This window comes from Gorillibacterium timonense (genome assembly GCF_001457415.1).
Taxonomy (GTDB): domain Bacteria; phylum Bacillota; class Bacilli; order Paenibacillales; family NBRC-103111; genus Gorillibacterium; species Gorillibacterium timonense.
In genome coordinates, this window is the sequence record NZ_LN881722.1 from 1 (window position 1) to 22769 (window position 22769).

At 56.3% G+C, this 22769-nt stretch carries 20 protein-coding genes, 8 tRNA genes and 1 rRNA gene; 28 read left to right on the forward strand and 1 reads right to left on the reverse strand.

Translation table 11 applies throughout. The features are described from left to right. From BN2684_RS04595 to BN2684_RS04635, 9 genes are all read left to right on the forward strand, one after another. Positions 1–117: ribosomal RNA gene (locus BN2684_RS04595) — 23S ribosomal RNA — on the forward strand; the annotation flags it as partial. Between the two features lie 216 nt (positions 118–333). Further along, positions 334–422, forward strand: a tRNA-Ser gene (locus BN2684_RS04600). 25 nt (positions 423–447) lie between these two features. After that, a tRNA-Met gene (locus BN2684_RS04605) sits at positions 448–524 on the forward strand. 58 nt (positions 525–582) lie between these two features. Then, positions 583–658 (forward strand) — tRNA-Val (locus BN2684_RS04610). A 3-nt stretch (positions 659–661) separates the two neighbouring features. After that, positions 662–737: transfer RNA gene (locus BN2684_RS04615), tRNA-Thr, on the forward strand. Between the two features lie 28 nt (positions 738–765). Then, positions 766–842 (forward strand) — tRNA-Asp (locus BN2684_RS04620). A gap of 69 nt (positions 843–911) precedes the next feature. Then, positions 912–987, forward strand: a tRNA-Phe gene (locus tag BN2684_RS04625). Positions 988–993: 6 nt separating this feature from the next. Further along, positions 994–1079, forward strand: a tRNA-Tyr gene (locus BN2684_RS04630). Between the two features lie 8 nt (positions 1080–1087). Further along, positions 1088–1160: transfer RNA gene (locus BN2684_RS04635), tRNA-Lys, on the forward strand. Between the two features lie 74 nt (positions 1161–1234). Here BN2684_RS04635 and BN2684_RS04640 read toward each other — a convergent pair. Next, positions 1235–2944, reverse strand: coding sequence for an MFS transporter (locus BN2684_RS04640; RefSeq protein WP_058301020.1), 1710 nt, complete (start codon positions 2942–2944; stop codon positions 1235–1237). 171 nt (positions 2945–3115) lie between these two features. On the opposite strand from BN2684_RS04640, the gene BN2684_RS04645 reads away from it, so the two are divergent. The 19 genes from BN2684_RS04645 to trxB all read left to right on the forward strand — a co-directional run bounded on the left by BN2684_RS04645 (position 3116) and on the right by trxB (position 22495). After that, on the forward strand, positions 3116–3757 hold the full coding sequence (locus tag BN2684_RS04645; protein WP_058301021.1) for a TetR/AcrR family transcriptional regulator: 642 nt from the start codon (positions 3116–3118) through the stop codon (positions 3755–3757). A 60-nt stretch (positions 3758–3817) separates the two neighbouring features. Next, positions 3818–4765, forward strand: coding sequence for an MraY family glycosyltransferase (locus BN2684_RS04650; protein WP_058301022.1), 948 nt, complete (start codon positions 3818–3820; stop codon positions 4763–4765). A gap of 87 nt (positions 4766–4852) precedes the next feature. Then, positions 4853–5947: a PucR family transcriptional regulator gene (locus tag BN2684_RS04655; RefSeq protein WP_058301023.1), complete on the forward strand. Its 1095-nt coding sequence runs from the start codon at positions 4853–4855 to the stop codon at positions 5945–5947. Between the two features lie 101 nt (positions 5948–6048). Then, positions 6049–7173, forward strand: coding sequence for an ABC transporter ATP-binding protein (locus BN2684_RS04660; protein ID WP_058301024.1), 1125 nt, complete (start codon positions 6049–6051; stop codon positions 7171–7173). 251 nt (positions 7174–7424) lie between these two features. Continuing rightward, on the forward strand, positions 7425–8366 hold the full coding sequence (hprK, locus tag BN2684_RS04665; protein WP_058301025.1) for an HPr(Ser) kinase/phosphatase: 942 nt from the start codon (positions 7425–7427) through the stop codon (positions 8364–8366). A 32-nt stretch (positions 8367–8398) separates the two neighbouring features. Further along, positions 8399–9535 carry a prolipoprotein diacylglyceryl transferase gene (lgt, locus tag BN2684_RS04670; RefSeq protein WP_058301566.1) on the forward strand — a complete coding sequence of 379 codons (1137 nt, stop codon included), beginning with the start codon at positions 8399–8401 and terminating at the stop codon, positions 9533–9535. A 165-nt stretch (positions 9536–9700) separates the two neighbouring features. Continuing rightward, entirely contained in the window at positions 9701–10366 is a 666-nt protein-coding gene (ppaX, locus tag BN2684_RS04675; RefSeq protein WP_058301026.1) for a pyrophosphatase PpaX, read from the forward strand. Beyond that, positions 10351–10965 (forward strand): acyltransferase, encoded by a 615-nt coding sequence (locus BN2684_RS04680; RefSeq protein WP_234340167.1) that lies wholly within the window; start codon positions 10351–10353, stop codon positions 10963–10965. Before ppaX ends, BN2684_RS04680 begins: the two co-directional genes overlap by 16 nt. A gap of 107 nt (positions 10966–11072) precedes the next feature. After that, a complete protein-coding gene (locus BN2684_RS04685) occupies positions 11073–12227 on the forward strand; it encodes an ATP phosphoribosyltransferase regulatory subunit (RefSeq protein WP_058301027.1) in 1155 nt (384 codons plus the stop codon). Between the two features lie 36 nt (positions 12228–12263). Continuing rightward, the gene (hisG, locus tag BN2684_RS04690; RefSeq protein ID WP_058301028.1) at positions 12264–12917 is read left to right on the forward strand and encodes an ATP phosphoribosyltransferase; all 654 of its coding nucleotides are present in this window, start codon (positions 12264–12266) and stop codon (positions 12915–12917) included. Between the two features lie 160 nt (positions 12918–13077). After that, positions 13078–14364 carry a histidinol dehydrogenase gene (hisD, locus tag BN2684_RS04695; protein ID WP_058301029.1) on the forward strand — a complete coding sequence of 429 codons (1287 nt, stop codon included), beginning with the start codon at positions 13078–13080 and terminating at the stop codon, positions 14362–14364. After that, the gene (hisB, locus tag BN2684_RS04700) at positions 14361–14963 is read left to right on the forward strand and encodes an imidazoleglycerol-phosphate dehydratase HisB (RefSeq protein WP_058301030.1); all 603 of its coding nucleotides are present in this window, start codon (positions 14361–14363) and stop codon (positions 14961–14963) included. The genes hisD and hisB overlap by 4 nt, the downstream gene beginning before the upstream one ends. Position 14964: 1 nt before the next feature. Then, the gene (gene hisH, locus BN2684_RS04705; RefSeq protein ID WP_058301031.1) at positions 14965–15564 is read left to right on the forward strand and encodes an imidazole glycerol phosphate synthase subunit HisH; all 600 of its coding nucleotides are present in this window, start codon (positions 14965–14967) and stop codon (positions 15562–15564) included. A gap of 210 nt (positions 15565–15774) precedes the next feature. After that, a complete protein-coding gene (hisA, locus tag BN2684_RS04710; RefSeq protein ID WP_058301032.1) occupies positions 15775–16503 on the forward strand; it encodes a 1-(5-phosphoribosyl)-5-[(5-phosphoribosylamino)methylideneamino]imidazole-4-carboxamide isomerase in 729 nt (242 codons plus the stop codon). Positions 16504–16607: 104 nt separating this feature from the next. Continuing rightward, positions 16608–17366: an imidazole glycerol phosphate synthase subunit HisF gene (gene hisF / locus BN2684_RS04715; RefSeq protein ID WP_058301033.1), complete on the forward strand. Its 759-nt coding sequence runs from the start codon at positions 16608–16610 to the stop codon at positions 17364–17366. Positions 17367–17401: 35 nt separating this feature from the next. After that, positions 17402–18127, forward strand: a complete 726-nt coding sequence (hisIE, locus tag BN2684_RS04720) for a bifunctional phosphoribosyl-AMP cyclohydrolase/phosphoribosyl-ATP diphosphatase HisIE (RefSeq protein ID WP_392388997.1) — start codon at positions 17402–17404, stop codon at positions 18125–18127. Between the two features lie 628 nt (positions 18128–18755). Continuing rightward, complete coding sequence (locus BN2684_RS04725; protein ID WP_058301034.1) at positions 18756–19703, forward strand: ribose-phosphate diphosphokinase; 948 nt, start codon at positions 18756–18758, stop codon at positions 19701–19703. Positions 19704–19760: 57 nt separating this feature from the next. Beyond that, positions 19761–21506: a tetratricopeptide repeat protein gene (locus BN2684_RS04730; protein WP_058301568.1), complete on the forward strand. Its 1746-nt coding sequence runs from the start codon at positions 19761–19763 to the stop codon at positions 21504–21506. Positions 21507–21532: 26 nt separating this feature from the next. After that, positions 21533–22495, forward strand: coding sequence for a thioredoxin-disulfide reductase (gene trxB, locus BN2684_RS04735; protein ID WP_058301035.1), 963 nt, complete (start codon positions 21533–21535; stop codon positions 22493–22495). Positions 22496–22769: the final 274 nt, after the last annotated feature.

The following is a 22769-nucleotide window of genomic DNA, read 5'->3' on the forward strand; positions in this document are numbered from 1 at the left end:
AAGATGAGATTTCCCAATTCGTAAGACCCCTGGAAGACGACCAGGTTGATAGGTCCGAGGTGGAAGTGCGGCAACGCATGCAGCTGACGGATACTAATCGGTCGAGGGCTTATCCAAATAGACCCCATAAAGTGAAGGGAACGCTGACGAAGCGGATTCCTGGTACTTTGCGGGGGCCCCGATAACAAGGGGACACACAGGTAGGAATGTTCCACGCGAGTTGCTTCGCATCCGGTTTTCAGGGAATAACCTTCCTTGATAGGCCTTGTCATGAGGCACCTGAAAAGCAGTAGACGCGGGCTGAGAAGCCGCGCTTCCTTTTTGGGGATATATGGAGAGGTACCCAAGTGGCCGAAGGGGGCGCTTTGCTAAAGCGTTAGGGTGTAACAGCCGCGAGGGTTCGAATCCCTCCCTCTCCGCCATTCCCTTCATTCGCTCGGTTGATGTGGCGGTGTAGCTCAGCTGGCTAGAGCGTTCGGTTCATACCCGAAAGGTCGGGGGTTCGATTCCCTTCGCCGCTACCAATATTAGCTTGTCAACTTGCTTCAAATATGGTAAGATATCAAATGTCTTGTCGATTATGGAGGCTTAGCTCAGCTGGGAGAGCATCTGCCTTACAAGCAGAGGGTCGGGGGTTCGATCCCCTCAGCCTCCACCATAAGCCGACGTAGCTCAGTTGGTAGAGCAGCGGTATCGTAAACCGCAGGTCGGGGGTTCGAGTCCCTTCGTCGGCACCATCTTTACACGATTCTCTTTTGTTGATGCGGAGCCGTGGTGTAGAGGCCTAACATGCCTGCCTGTCACGCAGGAGACCGCGGGTTCGAATCCCGTCGGCTCCGCCATTTTACAACAAGAGAAAAGCTTACTCTTTGCGCCTATGACGCAAAATTTTTTTTGTCCGTTTACGGTTTGGCTCGGTAGCTCAGTCGGTAGAGCAGAGGACTGAAAATCCTCGTGTCGGCGGTTCGATTCCGTCCCGAGCCACCATTTTATGGAGGCTTAGCGAAGTGGCCAAACGCAGCAGACTGTAAATCTGTTCTCTGACGAGTTCGGTGGTTCGAATCCATCAGCCTCCACCATTTTGTATGAGCCATTAGCTCAGTTGGTAGAGCACCTGACTTTTAATCAGGGTGTCGTAGGTTCGAGTCCTACATGGCTCATTCTATAGAAAAGGGACGTTCTTTCGGAGCAATCCGGTGAGAACGTCCCTTTTTTGCGTTAGGAAGCAATTGGTTCAGGGGTGATCGGCAGAGGCGTTGGCGCTCTTCAGAAGCTTTTTGCGAGTCCGATAGCGAACATCGCTGCCAAGTGCGAGAGGAACCCCAATTAGGAGAATGAGGCAAGAGAAGCCAAATGTATGATGGAAGGCGTTTTCTCCGGCTTTTTGTAGGCGGCTTTGCAAGAAGAGGAACTGGTCCGTGACCATTTTCTTTTGTTGATCATACTCCTTCAAGAAAGCTTCTCGCTGTTCGTCCGAAAGCGTCTTGGTGATGGCCTCCTTCTGCTGATCAAGAAGCGCGCTCAGCTCCGCCGGCTTAAAGCTGTTAATAGAAGAAGTAGAGTTCCCGTTATCTGAAACAAGAGTTTGTTCGATTCGTGTACCCACGACCTGCTTCCACTCGGGCGCTAACTCTTGAACGGATTGAAGATGCGTCAAGCTTACCTCTTTGGCATGGTCCATTTCGCTCGTCATGGCGTTGTTCAGCACCGTAGCCAGGATGGCGACGCCAAGCACATTTCCAATGGCGCGTGCCATGTTGACTACACCGGAGGCGATGCCGACCTTCTCCTCGGGAACGTTGCGAACGGAGGCGGCGATAACCGGTGATAGGCAGAGGCCGAGTCCGAGACCCGACAAAGCGAGGCGAAGCATAATAACGATGGTAGAGGAGTCAGAGGTAAGGCTCCGAAAGGTATAGATCGACAAGATCATGAGGAGCATGCCGGCAGCGGCAAACCAACGGCTTCCGTATTTCGCAGAGAGAGGACCTGAGAAGACAGAGGTGCACATCGAGGCGAGAGCCATCACCGAAATGGTGAGCCCGGCGTGGAGCTCGCTCATCCCGACGATCCGGGTGAGGAAGAACGACATGAGGAACGCAACGCTCATAATGGCGCCGCCGGCTACGATGAGAGTGGCCGCTGCCCGGTTGAAGACACCGATTCGGAGCAGCGAGAGGGGGAGCATGGGGTGCTTGCCCTTGGATTCGGCAAGGGCAAAGCAAAAGAATGCGAGGAGGCTTACCCCAAAGAGAAATAAGGTAGTAGGAGAGCCCCATCCGTAATCGGGTACCTTGATAAAGGCATAGGTGAGGCAGAACATCGCGGCGGAAATGCTGAGCATGCCCGCCCAGTCGATTCTTTTGTCTGAGGAGGGATCGACCGATTCCTGAATGAATGCGACCGTGAGGACGATGCTCAGGATGCCGAGCGGCACATTGACGAAGAAAATCCACGGCCAGCTTAGCCAATCGATCAAAATGCCCCCCAGAGCAGGGCCGCTGGCGGCGGCCAACCCGGAGACGGCCCCCCAAATCCCGATAACCACCCCATGTAATTCTTTAGGAAATGTCGAGGTGGTGAGCGGAACCGTAACCGGAACGATGATGGCGCCAGCGAGCCCTTGCACGACCCGGCATGCGATCAAGGCTTCGCTGCTCGTTGAGAGACCTGCGAAGAGAGAGGATAGCGTGAAGACAGCCAAACCGATGAGAAACAGCTTTTTTCGACCGAATTGATCGGCGAGCCGGGCGGAGGTCAGAATGAAGACGGCAAACGCCAGATTATAGCCGTTCATCACCCAGGAGATCTCGCGGACAGAGCTAGAGTAGGAATGCATCATTTCGGGCAGAGCGATGTTCACGATGGTCGAATCCAGCAGTGCCATGAAAAATCCGAGTACAATCGCGCAAAACGAGAGGGCGGAGCGTCCATTCCATTTCATAAAATGCCTTCTTTCTATTTCTAATATGAACTTTATTTCACGTTTGATTATATGAACCTAAGTTCGCATTTGTCAATCAGACAATTTACGAAGAACGATCGAATAACCGATGCATGCTTGCGGTACCGTCCAATGTCTTTTAGAATTTGGAGAGAAGGGGGACGAAAGGATATGGAACCCAAAGATCGAGTTCGTACTCCACGACAAGAACGAAGTATGAAGACGAAGACGCTGATCCTCCATGCTGCCATCCAGCTCTTTTCCGAAAAAGGCTACCATGCGACCAACACGAAGGAGATCGCCGCGGCTGCAGGCGTATCGACGGGCAGTGTCTATTCGTATTATGCGGACAAGCGGGCGATCTTTCTCGATGCCGTGCTTCTCTACAACCGAGAGTTTGTTGATCGGATGGAGCGGGAGCTTAGTGAGATCGATATCAAGGTAGACGACAAGAGGATGGTATTGCCCACGCTGGTGGACAGCCTGATCAGCGCGCACCAGGTATTCAAGAGCTTTCATAATGAAATGAAGGTGCTGTATTACTCCGATCCGGTCGTGCGCCACTTGATGGATGAGCAGTATGAACGCAGTCGCGAGATGACGCTAAAGTATTTTAACAACTGGAAGGATGAGCTCATACTCGACGATCCGGAAGCGGCTGCCTTCGTGGTCTTTGAGGCGATCGGTCAGGTGGTGGACATGCTGGTGTTCTCGAAGGTGCCGATCTCCGAGGAGCGCATCAAAAAAGGGCTCATCGCTATGGTGGAAAGCTATCTGATGAACCTGGATGAGAAGGAAGAGGCGAAGGGATAAGGAGCCGGTACTGGGGAAGCCTAACAAAGCATATTTGTTTCCTACGGAGGGAATCCGGCCATGTCCTATGCAATTCCCTGGCTCACTGCCATGCTCTTGGTGCTCTTGCTCATTCCCCCTATTCGTTCTCTTGCGCTTCGCAGCGGCTTTGTGGATCGACCCGGCGGAAGGAAGATCCACGGACAGCCGATTCCACTGCTCGGCGGCGCGGCCATTTACATCGGCGTCGTTGTGTCGATCCTGCTCTATACCGGGTGGACGGCGCAGACCAAGACGATCCTAACCGGGGGAACGCTGATGGCCTTCATGGGGCTTTTGGATGATTCCTTTAAGACGAGGGGCAAGGAGTATCCCGTATGGCCCCGCCTCATCGTCTATCTCTTGGCGGCGGTTGTGCCGCTTGCGTTCGGGATCGAGATTTCAAGCGTCCGCGGGCTGCACGGTATGATCGTGTTTCCGCAGGCGGTCGCTTGGGTTGCTACGATTCTCTGGATGTTCGCCATCCCTAACATGATCAACTTTATCGATGGAGTAGATGGGCTTGCCTCAGGGATCATCACGATCGCCTCAGCGGCGTTGTTCGTTGCAGCGTTATGGCAGCGGCAAACCGAATCGGCTGTTCTGGCGGCCATCCTCTTCGGAGTCAGCCTCGGGTTTCTGGCTTATAATTTCTACCCGGCGCGAATCTTTATGGGCGATTCGGGGGCGGTCTTCCTCGGCTATACGATCGCCGTTCTCGCTGTAAACGGCTCCTTCAAGAGCGCAACGGTGATTTCGCTGTTCGTTCCGATCCTGGCGCTTGGGGTGCCGATCTTCGATACTGCGCAGGTTTTCATGCGCCGGCTTATGCGCGGGAGCGGGCTGCACCGGGCCGATAATCTGCATACGCATCATCTGCTGATGCGGTGGGGACTCAGTCAGACGCAGACCGTCGCCTTTCTTTATCTGGTGGAAATTGCCTTTACGCTTCTGGCTGTCATCCTGCTTCTTCTCTATCCCGCGCTGTGAGAAACCCTTTGGGCCCTGTCCAAGGGGTTTCTTTTTGGCTGATTTATGGGGTATCATGGAGAAAAAGAGACGGATCGGAGAGCGGCTATGGACTGGGAGAAGCTGGCGGAGCAACTGGAGCAAAGGCTTGGAGCGGCAGTATCGCTCCGCAATGAGCCGCATGATCACAGCAGGAAGGGCGGGGATAAAGCCGGCTCAGCGGACGGGGATGGGCAGAGCGGGGAGAGGCTTTTTCCGCTTGAGGACACCGCCGACGGACTGCTGCTGCTGGCCGTTGCGGGCAATCTCTCGGAGAGAGAGCAGGCACTCATTGAGCTTGCGGTAGAAGCGGGCAAGATGGGCAGCCAGCCGAAAGCGCCCAACCCCAACGCCCAAGAGGAGCGCCGGGCTATTCTCGTACGGGATTGGTTCCTGCAGCACCTGGAGAGCGGGCAGACCTCGGCAGAGCTTCCGGAGCCGCTTGCCTCTCAGATCGGCTTTCACAAACCGCGAATTCCGCTCCTGCTCACAGGTGAGTTCTCTGCAGCGCGGAAGCAGCTTCCTTATCGGGAATTCAAGAAGCTGTTGGAATCGTTTTTCGATACGGAAATTCATCTGATTCCGCTCATGGACAAGGAGTGGCTTATTCTGGCTCCGGAGACGCTGCTCGCGGACAGCTACGGAGAAGAGGAGGGCGAGGACCGGGTCGAGGATTCGCTCAGCGCATTGGCGGAAGGCATGTATGAGATGCTGTCGAGCGAATGGCTCGGTGAATGTCATCTGAGCATCGATTATCCGATGACGCCGGCTAAATCGCTGCTTCCGGTCGCCCTTCAGCTGCGAGAGACGATTTTGCTAGGCAAAGCGTTCCATCCGGGGATCAACATCCACCTGCCTTGGAAACTCCAAATGGAGAAGCTGCTCTACGAGATTCCCGAAGAAGAGAAGCTGCTTTTCGTGAGCAGGGTGTTCAAGCGCAGCGATCCGTCATTGGAGGGCGAGCTGCTCACTACGCTGGAGAGCTTCTTCGCACTTGAATGCAATGTGAGCGAGACCGCCAAGAAGCTGTATATCCACCGCAATACGCTCCTCTACCGGCTGGACAAGTTCAAGCAGGAAACCGGACTCGACGTCCGCACCTTCAATGATGCCGTATTGGTGAGAATTGCCGTGCTATTGTATAAAGTTACGAAAAGGCAGTAGGATTTTTTGTAGGGATTGTGCATAGTGTTTTGGCTGGGAGTAGGTTATCATGAACATGTACTCAAGAAGGAGCACAATTTATTCATTCGGGAGGAATACGCATGGCTGGCGTTCGCTTGAACCATATTGTGAAGAAGTACCCCGGTAACGATGAAGCGACGGTTAAAGACTTTCACTTGGACATTAAAGATAAGGAATTCCTCGTTCTGGTAGGCGCTTCGGGTTGCGGCAAATCCACCACGCTCCGCATGATCGCGGGCCTCGAAGAAATTTCTGAAGGCGAACTGTACATCGGCGACCGTCTGGTCAACGACGTCGCTCCGAAAGACCGCGACATCGCGATGGTGTTCCAATCCTACGCTCTGTATCCGCACATGAACGTTTATCAAAATATGGCATTCGGTCTGAAGCTGCGCAAATTCAAGAAAGCCGACATCGACGCTCGCGTCCGTGCCGCTGCCAAGACCCTTGATATCGAACATCTTCTGGACCGCAAGCCGAAGGCTCTGTCCGGCGGTCAACGTCAACGTGTTGCTCTGGGCCGCGCGATCGTCCGCGAACCGCAAGTGTTCCTGATGGACGAACCGCTCTCCAACTTGGATGCTAAACTCCGCGTACAAATGCGCGCTGAAATCACCAAGCTTCACAAACGTCTCGGAACGACGTTCATCTACGTAACGCATGACCAAACGGAAGCCTTGACCATGGGCCAACGAATAGTCGTTATGGATAAAGGCATCATTCAACAAGCCGCTACGCCGGAAGAAATCTACAACCACCCGGTAAACATGTTCGTAGCTGGCTTCATCGGATCTCCTTCGATGAACTTCCTGAACGGCAAGCTCGTCGAAGAAGGCGGTAGCCTGAAGTTCAAAGCCGAAGGAGCAAACCTGGAAGTTCCTGCAGGCCGCGCCCAGATCCTCAAATCCAAGGGCTACGTCAACAAGGAAATCGTTCTCGGCGTTCGTCCGGAAGAACTCCATGACGAGCCGATCTTCCTGGAAGGATCCCCGAACTCTATCGTGAATGCTCACGTGGAAGTATCGGAAAACCTCGGTCACGAAATGTACCTCTACCTGAACGGAATCGGCACCAGCTCGATTATCGCCCGCGTAGACGCTCGCTCGGCAGCTAAGGAAGGCAACAATGTCCGCCTGGCTATCGACATGAACAAAGTCCATTTCTTCGACAAAGAGTCGACGGAATCGGTCCTGGTTGAAAAATAAGCTTGCACTCAAGTTCAAAGGGTCAGCCAAAAGGCTGACCCTTTTTTACTAAGAACGGGTTTGCAAACACGCTCTAAGAGGCGATTCTCGCGGTTGACTGTCCGTTCCCTAACTTGTGGCGGGAACGGACCTCGTCTATCGGGGCAGACTGCCGCTATGAAAATGTGGAAGAGAATGGATTCGACTTTTGTTGATTTCAGAACTCAATTCCGATACGATGTACCTATTGGAGAGAGAAGGAGCAACGCAACATGGCCAAAAAAGTAAAAATTGCCGAACTGGTCAAACGCTTTAAGCTGGAGGTCGTCTGCGCCGAAGAGGGCTTGCAGCGCCTGATCACCGTGTCGGATCTGTATCGTCCCGGACTGGAGATCGCCGGGTATTTCAACTACCATCCGTCGGAACGGATTCAAATTCTCGGCAAAACCGAGCTTACGTTCCTGATGACGCTGAGCGAGGACCAGCGCAACGAGCGGTTGGCCAAGCTGTGCAGCTCGGAGGAAACACCGTGCATTCTGGTTACCCGTGGCCTGCCCGTTCCGGAAGAGCTGATCGAGATCGCAACGGCCCGGAAGCTTCCTATCGTCCGCAGCACCATGCCGACGACGACGCTCTCCAGCCAGATGACCAACTTTTTGGAAACCAAAATGGCTCCCACCACGACCATTCACGGTGTCCTGGTCGACGTGTACGGCATCGGCGTTCTCATCACCGGGTCCAGCGGTATCGGCAAGAGCGAAACGGCGCTCGAGCTGGTGAAACGCGGGCATCGGCTTGTGACGGATGATTCGGTGGAAATCCGGCAGACCGCAGAAAATGTTCTGATCGGCAACCCGCCGGAGCTGATTAAGCATCTGCTCGAAATTCGCGGAGTCGGGATCATCAACGTCATGACGCTGTTCGGCGCAGGCGCGATCCGCAGCGACACGAAGATCAACCTGGTCGTTAAGCTGGAGACCTGGCAGCAGGAAAAGCAGTACGACCGTCTCGGATTGGATGAAGAAACGACACGGATTATCGATACCGATATTCCGCTGATGACGATTCCGGTTCGTCCGGGACGCAACTTGGCGGTTATCGTCGAAGTAGCAGCGATGAACTACCGCTTGAAGCGGATGGGCTTCAATGCGGCTCTGCAGTTTGCCAACAAACTGACGGAGACGATTGCGGAGGATTCAGAGAACTTGGATTAAGAGAAAGCGAATAGATGGAAAGGGGCACAAGCATGGTTTTGGCGTTGGATCGAATCGCATTTTCCATCGGGAGCTTGTCTGTTACGTGGTACGGCATCATCTTGGCATCGGCAGCGTTGGCCGGTCTCTATCTGGCGATTCTGGAAGGGAAACGGTTCGGGATCATTCCCGATTTCTTCATGGATGTTCTCCTGATCGGCGTTCCGTCGGCTATCGTCGGCGCAAGGCTCTATTTCGTGGCTTTCAAGTGGGAGGATTACCGCGATACCCCCATGGATATCTTCAAAATATGGGAGGGCGGCATCGCCATCTACGGCGCTTTGATCGGTGCCTTCATCGGCGCATTTTTCTACATAAGGGCCAAGGGCTACAGCTTTTGGCGCATCGCCGATATTTGCGCGCCGAGCCTCCTGCTCGGACAAATGATCGGGCGATGGGGAAACTACGTCAACCAAGAGGCATACGGCGGCCCGGTTTCCGAAAGCTTTTTGCGGGATACGCTGCATTTGCCTTCGTTTATCGTCGATCAGATGCTGGTCGGGACCACATACCATCACCCGACGTTCCTGTACGAATCGGTGTGGAACTTCGTGGGCTTGCTGCTCCTGTTCTGGCTGAGAAGAAGGCCGTTCCTCCGTTCCGGCGAGCTGTTGTTTAGCTACCTGATGTGGTATTCGATCGGACGCTTCTTTATTGAAGGATTGCGCACGGACAGCCTTGCTTTTGCCGGCCCAGGCTGGTTGGAGAAGCTGATGAATGGCTTATGGTCGCCGATGACGCTGTTGTTTGAATCGGGCGCAATGGAACCGGGCAAGAACATCCGGATTTCTCAGGTGATAGCGGTTCTGCTCGTCATTGCAGCCGTGATCATCATTACTTACCGCCGGAAGAAGGGCCATTCCTCGGAACGGTACCTGGATCCGATCGTGTCCACGCGAGTGGTGGCAGCGGGCGCTGGTCCTGGCGAGAGCCATGCGGCTGTCGCTGAACCCATTTCGGTTCCCGTTGAGGCCCATGCGGTGAAAAGCGATGGAGTGAATTCGGAAGATGCAGCCACAACGACGCCGGAGGGAATTCCGGGTCACGCGGCCGAAGAAAGCTCCGAAGACTTCCCCGAGGACTCGCCCATTGATGGGGATACAGAGGGAACGGATAAGGGACGGAACTAGCCGGTACGCTGTCAGCATTCATATCCACACGATTAGGGCTGACAGCGTACTTGGATTTAATCGAATCATGCAAAAGCGGGAGAAACGGTCGTCGTCCCTTCGGGGCGGCGCAGCCGTTTCTTCTTATACCCTGAGCTAAATAGCGAATAGGAAAAGGAGATCCCCATGATTGACACGATCTTGTTTGATTTCGACGGAACTATTGTGGATACGAACGAATTGATCATCACCACCTTTCTTCATGTGCTTGAAGGAAAGACCGCTGAGCCGTTAACCCGGGAAAAGATTCTTCCCTATATGGGCCTTCCGCTCGGGGAGCAGCTTCAACTCTTTTCTGGCCAGGAGGATGTAAGAGACCTGGTGCTGGCTTATCGGGAATACAATCTTAAACGGCATGATGAGCTGGTGCGCAAATTTCCAAATGTGGACGAGGTGCTGAAGAAGCTGCACGAGAACGGAATCCGGATGGGCATCGTCACGAACAAAGTGCGGCTAACAACGGAAAAGGGACTTCGGCTGTTCGGATATGACGCTTATATGGATGAAGTGGTTACGGCGGAGGATGTCGAAGTGGGCAAGCCTGATCCAGCCGGCGTGCTCGTCGCGGTGAGCCTCTTGCAAGCGGACCCGAAGAAAACGCTGATGGTCGGAGACAGCCATTTCGATCTGCTCGCAGGACAGCGGGCCGGAGTGCTGTCGGCGGGAGTGGCTTGGTCTCTTAAGGGGGAAGAATTCCTGCAGACGTACCATCCGGACTATATGCTTCACGACATGTGGGATTTGCTCGAAATCGTTGGAATAAAGAGGGATGAACCGTGCCGAGAAAGGTAGAACGGTACCCGGTAACCGGGCCGAATTCGCTGTGGCAGGTGTACAAGACGGTGAGCCCATGGAGGGCGATGCGCAACTTTGTATTCATTCAAGTATCTCGCTACTCGCCTTCTCTTCGTTTGAAGAATTGGATCTTCCGACATGTTCTCGGTATGAGAGTGGGGGAGAACACGGCATTCGCCCTGATGGCGATGCCGGATGTGTTCTTTCCCGAGCGGATCACGGTGGGAGACGATTCGATCATCGGCTACAATACCACCATCCTCTGTCACGAATACTTAACCCGCGAATACCGGTTGGGCGATGTGCGTATCGGCTCCCGGGTCATGATCGGAGCGGGCAGCATCATCCTTCCCGGCGTTACGATCGGGGATGATGCGATGGTCGGAGCGGGATCGGTGGTCGTGCGCGATGTAGCGCCCGGGAGCTTTGTAGCGGGAAACCCATTGCAAGTGATTCGGCCTGGCTGGGAAGGACAAGCCGGCGAGAGATCCGAATGGGCGGGGAAGGTTGGCGAATCGTCTGGCGGAACGACGGACGAACCGACGGATCGATCGACGACTGTTGCTGCTGGCGGACGGATTGACGAGGAAACGTGATCGTGATATCATAACAACATTCTTTATCTTGCTAATATGGTAGCATGGTAGCGAACTAAAGAGAATGATAAATCGCAAGTGAATTGGAATGAAACGAGGGGAACCGCTTGTCCAAGCCAAGAGGGTTTGAAAAGCCAACGGGTGTGAAGGATTACGTTCCGGAGGCAGTGGAACGACTGCGAAGGATTGAATTCCGCGTACTGGAATGCATGAAACGCTGGGGATACCGGCAGATCATCACGCCTACGCTGGAATTTTACGATACGGTTGGAATGGCCAGCGCGACGACGGACAAAAAGCTGTTTAAGCTGCTCGACCAGAACGGACGGACGCTCGTGCTCCGCTCCGATATGACGGCGCCGATTGCGCGGGTGGTATCTTCCCTCCTTAAGGAAGAGCCGCTGCCGCTTCGTCTGTGCTATCACTCCAACGTGTTTCGGGCTTTTGCCGAAGAAGCGGGGAAGGAATCGGAGTTTTTTCAGACGGGGGTCGAATTGGTTGGGGACGCCTCCGCCGAAGCCGATGCCGAGGTGATTGCTCTTGCGGTAGCTTCCCTGCAAGCGGCTGGAATCGGCGAGTTCAAGATCGCGCTCGGCCATATCGGCTTCTTGAACGGACTGTTTGAAGAGCTGTTGCCCTGGCAGCCGGAGAAGCAGGAGATCTTGAAGGAAAGCTTGATGAACCGGGATTATGTGGGCTATCGGCGCATACTCTCTGAGATCGGTTTGTCTGAGCGGACGGAGGAGAAGCTGGAGAGTATCCTTCGCATTCACGGAGGAGCGGAGGTTCTGGACGAAGCCCATGGCTTGACCCGAAATGCGGAAGCGCAGGAAGCGATCGAGCACCTTCGCAGCATGCTGGAGGTGCTGAACGCTTACGGGATGGCCGGGCATGTGCTCGTCGATCTGACCATGGTCGGCGATTTCGGTTATTACACGGGAATGACCTTTGAAGGTTATGCCTCCGGTCTCGGCTTCCCGGTGGTTAGCGGGGGTCGGTACGATAATCTGCTCGGCCAGTTTGGAAGGCCCGCGCCGGCGACCGGATTCGCTCTGAAGACGAACCGGATTCTGGAATGGGGCTCGGAGCCGACCGAGGAGCCGATGAAGACGACGATCCTTTACCGCGCGGAGAAACGAACGGTAGCCTTGGGGAAGGCGATGGAGCTGAGGGCTTCGGGACACCGGATCGTAGAGACGCGGTTGGTTCTCGAGGGGGAAGAGCTTCCCCATATAGCAGGAGAGTTATTGGTGTTTGAATGATCGCGGTTTGAAGGATTCAGGGAAGGAATGAGGGAGATGGCGGAGCTTTTGAAGGTAGCGATGCCGAAGGGGCGGATTAACAAATCCGCCATCCGGCTGTTCCAGGCCGCGGGCTATTCCATACCGGACGACCTGGAAGAATCGCGCAAGCTGATTGTGACGGTTCCGGAGGCGGGTATGGAGTTCATCCTGGCCAAACCGGTCGATGTCGCCACCTATGTGGAATACGGCGCGGTCGATGTCGGGATTGTCGGCAAGGATGTGCTGCTCGAGGAGAACCGGGATGTCTACGAGCTGCTTGATCTCGGAATCGCACGCTGTCGCATGTCGGTGATCGGACTGCCGGATTACCAGCCGGAGCTTCATCCTCGCGTGGCGACGAAGTATCCGAATGTGGCGTCGGATTATTTTCGCAGGCAGGGTCAGCAGGTGGAAGTGATCAAGCTGAACGGCTCTATTGAGCTAGCTCCCTTGATCGGACTCGCCGACCGGATCGTCGATATGGTGGAGACCGGGCAGACCCTGAAGGAAAATGGCCTAGTCGAGCTGACGACGATCTTCCCGGTGACGAGCCGACTCATCGCCAACCGGGTTAGCTACCGGTTGAAAAGCGATGCAATCCAGCGGCTGTGCGACCGGCTTCGGGAAGTCATTCCGACGGATAAGGCAGCATCGGCGAGCAACCGGTGACAAGGCGATTTTACTGGCATCGGAAACAGAACAAGGATACACGAGCAGGACATGAGGTCACATTTAAAAGATAAACGCCGAGGGCTCACCGACGGGATAGAGAACGGGTTGTGAGCTACGAGGGAGCTTGGACAGTTAAGAGAGAGGATGGGACGAAAGCATGCGGATTATTGGAGCGGACGAATTCACGCTGGAGCGGGAAGTGGACAGCGGCAATGCCGAGCAGAGCCGCGCAGTCGCGGAGATTCTGGAGGCGGTGCGGCAAGAGGGGGATGCCGCGCTCTATCGCTTCACGGAGCAGTTTGACCGTGTCCGGATCGACAGCCTGCGCATTTCGGAGGAAGAGATCCAGGAGGCTTACGCTCATGTAGATGACGACTTCCTCGCAGCCCTGAAGGAAGCGGCTGTGAATATCCGGACCTTCCACGAAAAGCAAAAGCGCTCGTCCTGGATCGATCTGGCGCCGAGCGGAACGATGCTCGGCCAAGTGATCCGGCCCCTGCGCCGGGTCGGGCTCTACGTTCCCGGGGGGAAAGCGGCGTACCCGTCCTCGGTGCTGATGAACGCGATTCCCGCCCAAGTGGCGGGCGTGCCGGAGATCGTCATGGTGACGCCTCCGGCGACGGCCGGTGTGCCGGGCGTGAATCCCTATGTGCTGGTCGCCGCGGCGGAATGCGGCATCACGGAGATCTACCGCGTCGGCGGAGCGCAGGCCGTAGGGGCTCTCGCCTACGGCACGGAGACGATCGCCCGCGCGGATAAGATCGTCGGACCCGGCAACATCTATGTCGCGCTCGCCAAACGCCAAGTGTTTGGCGCGGTGGACATCGACAGCATCGCGGGGCCGAGTGAGATCGTCGTGCTGGCGGATGACAGCGCGACTCCGGCGTATTTAGCCGCCGACCTGCTCTCGCAGGCGGAGCACGACGAGATGGCGTCGGCCGTGCTGGTGACGCCGTCGGCGGCTCTCGCCGCAGCTGTGCAGCAGGAAGTCGAGCGGCAGCTGGCCGCTCTGCCGAAGCGGGAGATCGCTGCGGCTTCACTCCGCGACTACGGCGCGATCTTGAAGGTTGCGGATCTGGATGAGGCGATCCGCGTCGTCAACCGGCTCGCGCCGGAGCACCTGGAGGTGGTCACGGAAGCCCCCTTCGAGCTGCTCGGACGGATCGAGAACGCCGGTGCGATTTTCCTCGGCCCTTATAGCGCGGAGCCGGTCGGGGATTATTTTGCCGGCCCGAACCATGTGCTGCCGACCAACGGCACGGCCCGCTTCTCGTCGCCGCTCTCGGTGGACGATTTCATCAAGAAGTCGAGCGTGATTCACTACAGCAAGCAGGATCTTCTTCAGCACGGCGCCAAGATTGTCAAGCTCGCCCGTGGAGAAGGCTTGGACGCGCATGCGGAAGCGATCGCCATCCGGCTTAGAGAAGAGGGGGAGCAGGCATGACGGAAGCGAGAAAAGAAAGAACGGCCAGTATTGCGCGGAAAACGGGCGAGACGGACATCTCGTTAGCCTTTGGCATCGACGGAAGCGGCGTTGTCGAGCTGGAGACGGATGTTCCTTTTCTCAATCACATGCTCGATCTGTTCGCCCGCCACGGTCAGTTTGATCTGACGCTTCAGGCAAAAGGCGATGTCGAGGTCGACGATCATCATACCGTCGAGGACATTGCCATCTGCCTCGGGCAGGCTCTTCGGGAGGCGCTTGGAGACAAGGCTGGCATCAAGCGGTATGCCAGTGTGTTCATTCCGATGGATGAGGCGCTGGCTCAGGTCGTCATCGACCTCAGCAACCGGCCGCATCTGGAGTATCGGGCGGAGTATCCGTCGGCGCAGATCGGAAGCTTCCAGACGGAGCTCGTCCACGAGTTCCTGTGGAAGCTGGCGCTGGAGGCGAGGATGACGCTGCACGTGATCGTGCATTACGGCCGCAACACCCACCACATGGTGGAGGCGGTATTCAAGGCTCTCGGCCGGGCCCTGGACGAAGCGACCGGATACGATCCGCGCGTGAAGGGCGTCCCCTCGACGAAGGGAGTGCTGTAGCATGATTGCCATCGTCGATTACGGAATGGGCAATCTGCACAGCGTGACGAAAGCGGTGGAACGGCTCGGCGCCGAAGCGCTCGTAACGGCGGACGAGGAAGAGATTCTGGGCGCTTCCGGAGCTATTCTGCCCGGTGTCGGAGCGTTCGGCGACGCGATGGCGGAGCTTGACCGGAGTGGATTGGATGAGGTCGTTCGCCGGTATGCGGCGAGCGGCAAGCCGCTGCTCGGAATCTGCCTCGGCATGCAGCTCTTGTTTTCTCGCAGCGAAGAACACGGCAATCACGCCGGGCTTGACCTCCTTCCGGGAGAGGTTGTCCGCTTTGAAGGCAGCTACAAGGTGCCGCACATGGGCTGGAACAAGCTGTCCTTCCTGCGGGAGAGCCCGCTTACGGCGGGAGTGGAGGAAGGCCACGTGTACTTCGTTCACTCCTATCACGCACGACCGGAGATCAAGAACGACCTCATCGCGGTGACGGATTATCACCAGCCGGTAACGGCGATCGTCGGACGCGATAATGTGTACGGCATGCAATTTCACCCGGAGAAAAGCGGAGCCGTCGGCTTGCAGCTGCTCGGGAACTTCCTACGCCTCTGCTAGTGCATGTTAGCAAATCGGTCCTCGTTCCTCGGTTGATCGGGTCGCACCGTTCCGCTTGTTTGGAGCCGCGAAGGCTCTTCTTCAGGCGTTAGGAGCAAGCTGTTTTTCGAACGTTATAGGGTGGGTTTGGTAACACGCTCAAGAGTGATTGATTTCAAATGAGAAAAGGAAAGCATCACGTTCGGCTTTCACAAGGGGAGGAAGACGGCTGTGTCATTCATTGTCTATCCCGCCATCGACATACGCGGCGGCAAGTGCGTGCGTCTTGTGCAGGGCGACTATAATCAAGAGACGGTGTACCGCGAAAGACCAGAGGACGCGGCCGCCGATTGGGCAGCCGCTGGCGCTTCTTGGATTCATCTGGTCGATCTTGACGGCGCCAAGGAAGGCAAGCCGGTCAATCAGGAAGTGATTGGGGCGATTGCAGGAAGTGTCGGAATCCCGGTGCAATGCGGCGGTGGCCTGCGTACGCTGGAGGATGTGGCCTTGCTTGTCCGGCTCGGGGTGTCCCGGGTGATTCTCGGCACTGCCGCCATCGAAGATCGAGCTTTTGTGGAAGCGGCGCTCGCGGAATACGGAGACAAAGTAGCTATCGGCATCGATGCCCGAAATGGCTTCGTTGCCACGCGCGGCTGGCTGACCACCTCCGAGGTGAAGGCGGAGACGCTCGCGAAGGAATTGGCTGCCGTCGGCGCTAAAACCTTCATCTTCACGGACATTTCCCGCGACGGGATGATGAAGGGGCCGAACGTGGAAGCCATCGTAAGCTTGGCGCAGGCCTCCGGACGCGAAGTGATCGCTTCGGGTGGTGTGAGCCGCTATGAAGATTTGGAGCGGCTTGCCGAGTACGAGAAGGACGGGATCGCCGGAGCTATCGTCGGCAAAGCGTTATATACCGGCCAGATCGAATTAGCTGAGGCACTGCGGAGCTTGGGTTGATTTATGAAATCAGCGTTCCGACTTTGCAGCGCCTAATCCGTTAAGGATAGTGGGTCGGCAGAGAGGATCGCTGGAGATCATTAAAGACAAAGGAGGACGACCCGATGTTGGCTAAGCGGATCATTCCCTGTCTGGACGTGAAGGACGGGCGTGTCGTCAAAGGGGTCAATTTCATCAACCTGCGGGATGCCGGAGATCCGGTGGAACTGGCCGCCTTGTACGACCGAGAAGGTGCGGATGAGCTTGTGTTTCTCGACATCTCCGCGTCCGTGGAAGGTCGAGCGACCATGGTCGAGGTCGTCCGGCGAACGGCTGGAGAGATCGCCATTCCATTTACCGTGGGAGGCGGAATCGGCAGCGTCGAGGATATGAAGCGGCTGCTCCGCGCCGGGGCTGACAAGATCGGAATCAACACCGCCGCGGTGCTCCGCCCCGAGCTGATCGCCGAAGGAGCCCGTCGATTCGGCAACCAATGTATAGTCGTGGCGGTGGATGCCCGATTTAATCCCGAATGGGGCGAATGGGAAGTCTATACCCACGGCGGGAGGAAGCCTACCGGCATTCGCGCGCTCGACTGGGTGTCGCGCGCGGAGGAGTTGGGGGCGGGAGAGCTGCTCCTCACCAGCATGGATGCGGACGGGACCAAGGACGGCTTCGATCTGGCGCTCACGAAGAGCGTGGCGAATCGGGTCGGCATTCCCGTGATTGCGTCGGGAGGCGCGGGGAATGCGGAGCATTTCGCCGATGTGTTCCGGGAGGCGAACGCGGACGCCGCGCTCGCAGCATCGATTTTTCACTACAAGGAATTGTCCATAAGGGAAGTCAAAGACAGCTTGAAGAGGGAAGGAGTGGAAATCCGGTGACGGAATCCGCTAACGCAAGCACGAATTCAAAACAGTTGATTGCAGGAGAAGCTCTTGAAGCCATCCGTTGGGATGAACGAGGACTCGTCCCCGCCATCGTCCAGGATGCTGCGAGCAAGGCGGTACTCACTCTTGCTTACATGAACGAGGAGTCGCTGCAGAAGACACTTGAGACCGGAGAGACTTGGTTCTGGAGCCGGTCCAGGCAGGAGCTTTGGCACAAGGGTGCCACCTCCGGCAACACGCAGCAGGTGAAAGCGATCCGCTACGACTGTGACGGCGATGCTTTGCTCGTTCAGGTCATTCCGGCGGGGCCGGCTTGTCATACTGGCGCGTATTCCTGCTTTAATGAGGAGCTTCCGCTTGCAGCGGACGTGGCACAGGCGGGCGCACAACAAGACTGGAAAACCGAAGAGGCAGAAAAGGCTGGGAAAGCCGCGCTTGGACTGGACCGGACCCTCCATGCCGGGGAAGACCGCTTCCGAATCTTGTCCGTGCTCGAAGAGGTGATCGCCCGCCGGGATGTTGAACGGCCGGAAGGCGCGTATACCACGTACCTGTTTGAGCGAGGCATCGATAAGATCTTGAAGAAGATCGGAGAAGAGGCCGCCGAGGTGATCATCGCCGCCAAAAATCACAGCGCCGACGAATTGCGCTATGAGGCCAGTGACTTGATCTACCACCTACTCGTGCTGCTCCGAGAGGAGAAGCTGCCGCTTGACGACGTGATGGCCGAGCTTGATCGCAGGCATAACAAATAATACCGACAGTTGCTTGGTTAAGGTTCAGAGGCGTGTCCAGTAGATAATCGGGGCAGCGCGAAAGGTAACTTCGCGAAATCCGTGCAACTGTTCGAAAGGCTGCATCTGGCGAAAATTAGCGAAGCAGTGTGAATGGCATCATCCAGTATCCAGCATAAATCGGCATACCAGCGCGAAAGATAGCGCGAGCGGCTCTTCCAACATTCGACGCTGCTCTCCAAGGGGACCCGCCGCTCGCTCTCTTTCCGAGACGGCCGCAGGGTCCCTTCCGCTGTTTTTCGGCACGTTTTTCGCAGCATTCGAGGGAGTTTTGGGCTTTTTTCTCTAGAAGCGCAACTTTCCCTTTTGTAAATTCATTTTGAACAGGTATAATTGAACCGTGACGATTTCTATGACAGTTTGTTGACAATCCCTTGTGCAATGCGCACACGGCCGTTTTTTTGATTACACTTGGGAAGGACAAGTCAGAGGCGGGGGATTGTTCTTCGACGGAATGTCCTTATTTGTCTGGGGGCATTTCGATTCCGGATCGGTTGGCGGTTGGCGTCAAAGGACGGCGGTGAGCGTTATTCCGTGAGGAGGACTCTGCCATACGCGAGTGGATCGCACCATTACTAGGAGGTCTAAAATGAACGGCAATTTGAAGATTTTTTCGGGGTCCTCGAACCCTAAATTGGCAGAGGAGATATCCAAGGTACTGGATCGTCCCCTGGGGAAGGTTAAGCTGTCCCGGTTCAAAAGCGGTGAGTTGTACTGCTTGTACGAGGAGCCGGTCCGCAACTGCGACGTCTTTATCGTGCAAACTTTCTCCCATCCGATCAACGAACACTTTGTTGAGCTGCTCGTCATGATCGACGCTGCCAAACGGGCATCCGCCCGCACCATCAACCTGGTCGTTCCCTACTACGGCTACTCGCGCCAGGAGCGCAAAGCGGCTCCTCGGGAACCGATTTCGGCGAAAATGGTTGCCGACGTGCTCGCCACAGTTGGAGCGGACCGGATGATCACGGTGGATCTTCACGCTGCCGCCATTCAAGGCTTCTTCAATATCCCGGTCGATCACCTGACGGCGCTTGACCTGATCAGCGATTACATCCGCAAGAAAAATATCCCGAATCCGATCGTAGTTTCGCCGGATGCCGGCCGCGCCACGACGGCGGAACGCCTTGCGAACATCCTAAACGCTCCTTTTGCCATCATGATCAAAAAGCGCCCGGCCCACAACGAGTCGGTTATCACGCACGTCATCGGGGAAGTCGAAGGCTACACACCGATCATCATCGAGGACATGATCGATTCCGGCGGTACCATCGTCAACGTCGTGGAAGGGCTTAAGGAACGCGGAGCGGGCGACTCTTATGTGTGCGCCACTCACCCGATTTTCTCCGGACCGGCTCTACAACGGCTCGACCACCCGAACATCAAGGAAGTGGTCATCACCGATACGATCGCAATCCCGGACAACCATGCTTCCCGGTTCCAGGTCATCTCGGTAGCTCCCTTGCTCGCCAATGCGATTCACATTGTGGTTGAGGGCGGTTCGATCAGTTCGCTGTTTAAATATGGCGGGGTTTGACGATTCAAGGCTTGGCATGCGGGTTTTTGGAGGAGGTGCTGACCCGTGGGTAAGAAAATGGCGCTCGAGCGCAAAAAGCAACAGAAGATCATCCCGCTAAAAATCGACGCGACTTTCTTCTTCGAGCGGGCGGTCCGTTCTCTGGACCGCTGTCATTACGATAAAGCATTAAAATATTTCCGTCGAGCCGTGGAATACGAGCCGGAGAATGCGGTCAATCACTGCAATCTGGCCGGCGTTCTCGCGGAGATCGGGAGCTTTGAGGAATCCAACGAGATTCTTCTCGGCATTCTTGAGAAGCTCGATCCCGGTATGACGGAATGCTATTACTATTTGGCGAATAACTATGCCAACATGGACGATTTCGATTCCGCCGAGCAGGCCGTGCTTCGTTACTTGGAGACGGATGAGGACGGCATCTATTTGGAGGAAGCGGAGGAGATGGTCGAGCTCTTGTCTTACGAGCTTGGCCGCCCGATCCAGATTCGCTTCGTGAAGAGCCGGGAAGGCATGTACGAGCATGATGATGCCCGGCGTCTTCTGGAAGAGGGCAAATTCGTGGAAGCGACCGGCGTGCTGCAGAAGCTCGTCAAGAAACACCCGGATTTTCTCGCGGCCCGGAACAACCTGGCGCTCGGTTATTACTATCTAGGAGATTTCGAGAAGGCGCTCAGCACGGTGTTCGATGTGCTGGAGATCGACGAGGGCAATTTGCATGCGCTGTGCAATCTGGCGATCTTCTACCAGCACCTTGGCGAGACCGAGAAGCTGGCGGAGCTTACCAGCCAATTGCGGAAGACCTATCCATTTCACTCCGAATATTTGTTCAAGCTCGCGACGACCATGGGGATTCTCGGCGATCATGAGACAGCTTACCGGCTGTTCAGCCGGCTTCTGAGGATCGGGGTCGAGGAGCAGGATCCGAGCCTCTATCATTACACGGCAGTCGCCGCTTTCAATACGGGACGCTTCGAGGAAGCCCGCAAGAGATGGCGGCAGGCGGCGAAGCTGGACCCGCAAGCGGAGATCGCCCGATTCTATCTTGACCAGATGGATCGCCAGGAGACGGACGGGGTGTTCTTCCATTACCACTACCATCTTCCCTTCGAGCAGAAGGCTCTCACCCTGCAGGAAGGAGAGAGTTCGTTGTCCGAGAGCATCAAGCGCGACCCGCTCATCCGCTCGTCCTTTTTCTGGGGACTGAGGCATGGGGATGCCGAGACGAAGCTCCAAGTCATCCAGGCATTCGGAGCCATCGCAGATGAGGAAGCGGAAGCGGCGCTCAAGCAGTTTCTACTTGAACCGGACGAAAGCGACACCCTCAAGCGGATGGCCCTCTACGCGCTGCGCAGCATGGGAATGACCGGGCCTTTGCCGGTGTACATGGCCGGAGGAACGCGGACCGTAGGCGCCGCTCCCTACTCCCCTTCGCTTCCCGAATGGGAAGAGGACTGGCAGGCCGTGCTTACGCTTGCGCACAAGCAAATGGAGAAGCGCTACGATATGGTGCAGCAGTGTGATTTGGAAACGCTCTGGGTGGAATACTTGACCTGTGTATACCCGACCAAGCCGCGCATCGCCAAGATCGAAGGCTGGTCGGCTGCGCTCGAATATTTGACCGCCAAGATGCACCGCAGAGCCATCTCGTTTGAAGAAGTGGCGGGCCGCTACGGCATTTCCGCAGCGACCGTCAGCCGGGCGGCTCGGCGCATCGACGAAGCCTGCGGGCTGAAAGAAAAACTAACAGGCACTTCCGAGCTTTCGGCGGATGCAGCGGGCTCGACGAGCAGTCCGAACCCGTAACTTGTGAGATCAGGAGGAAAGCGGCCATGTACAAAAGCGTGATCATCGGAACAGGCCCCTCGGGCCTGACCGCAGCGATTTATTTGGCGAGAGCCAACCTGAACCCGCTGGTTATCGAAGGGCCGGAGCCGGGTGGACAGCTGACCACGACGACCGAAGTCGAGAACTTCCCCGGGTTTCCGAACGGCATTCTCGGACCGGAGCTGATGGCGAATATGCGCAGCCAGGCCGAGCGCTTTGGTGCCGAGTTTCGTTCCAGTTGGGTAGTGAAGGCGGATTTGTCCCGCTCTCCTTTCCAGTTGACTTTAGAAGGCGGGGCTGTCATTGAAGCGGAGACGGTCATTCTCTCCACCGGCGCTTCCGCCAAGCTGCTCAGCATACCGGGAGAGAAGGAGAACATCGGCAGAGGGGTCAGCACCTGTGCGACCTGCGACGGCTTCTTCTTCCGCGGCAAGAAGATCATCGTTGTCGGCGGAGGAGATTCCGCCATGGAAGAAGCACACTTCCTCACCCGCTTCGCCAGCGAGGTGCGGGTGGTTCATCGGAGAAATGAGCTGCGCGCATCCAAGATCATGCAGGACCGTACTCGGGAGAACGCCAAGATCGTTTGGAGCTTGAACTGCTCACCGCTTGAAGTCACCGCCGGCGAGAAGGGCGTGACCGGACTGAAGGTGCTCAACAACGAAACCGGACAGGAAGAGGTACTCGAGACCGACGGTATCTTCGTCGCCATCGGACACAATCCGAACACGGCGTTCCTCGAAGGGCAAGTGATGACGGACGACCAGGGCTACATCGTCGTGAATCCGGGGACGACCCGGACGAATGTCCCCGGTGTCTTCGCCTGCGGAGACGTTCAAGATCAACGTTATCAACAGGCGATAACGGCGGCGGGAAGCGGCTGTATGGCGGCTCTCGACTGCGAGAAATACCTGGAAGGGGAAATGGTCCACGATTGGAGCCATACCCTGTCCAATACGACCGTCTAACGAATCGAACTAGCGCCTGCGTCTGGTCGAGAAGGGTGCAGACGAGTGCAAGGAGAGAAAAACCCGATCGATCTCTGTCGGGTTTTTCCCGTTCCAGCAAGCTTTTTTGTATGAACGTTTCCTTGACCGCACACCTAGGAAGCTATATAGTTGGAACAGAAGCGTCCGAGCTCGTTCATGCCGTGATCTGCAAGGCCCGGGAAAAGAAATCCGGTCCCTGTATTGTCATGTCCGGACTGGGGCGGCGCACGCCTGTACCTCGGGATTCCTCCCG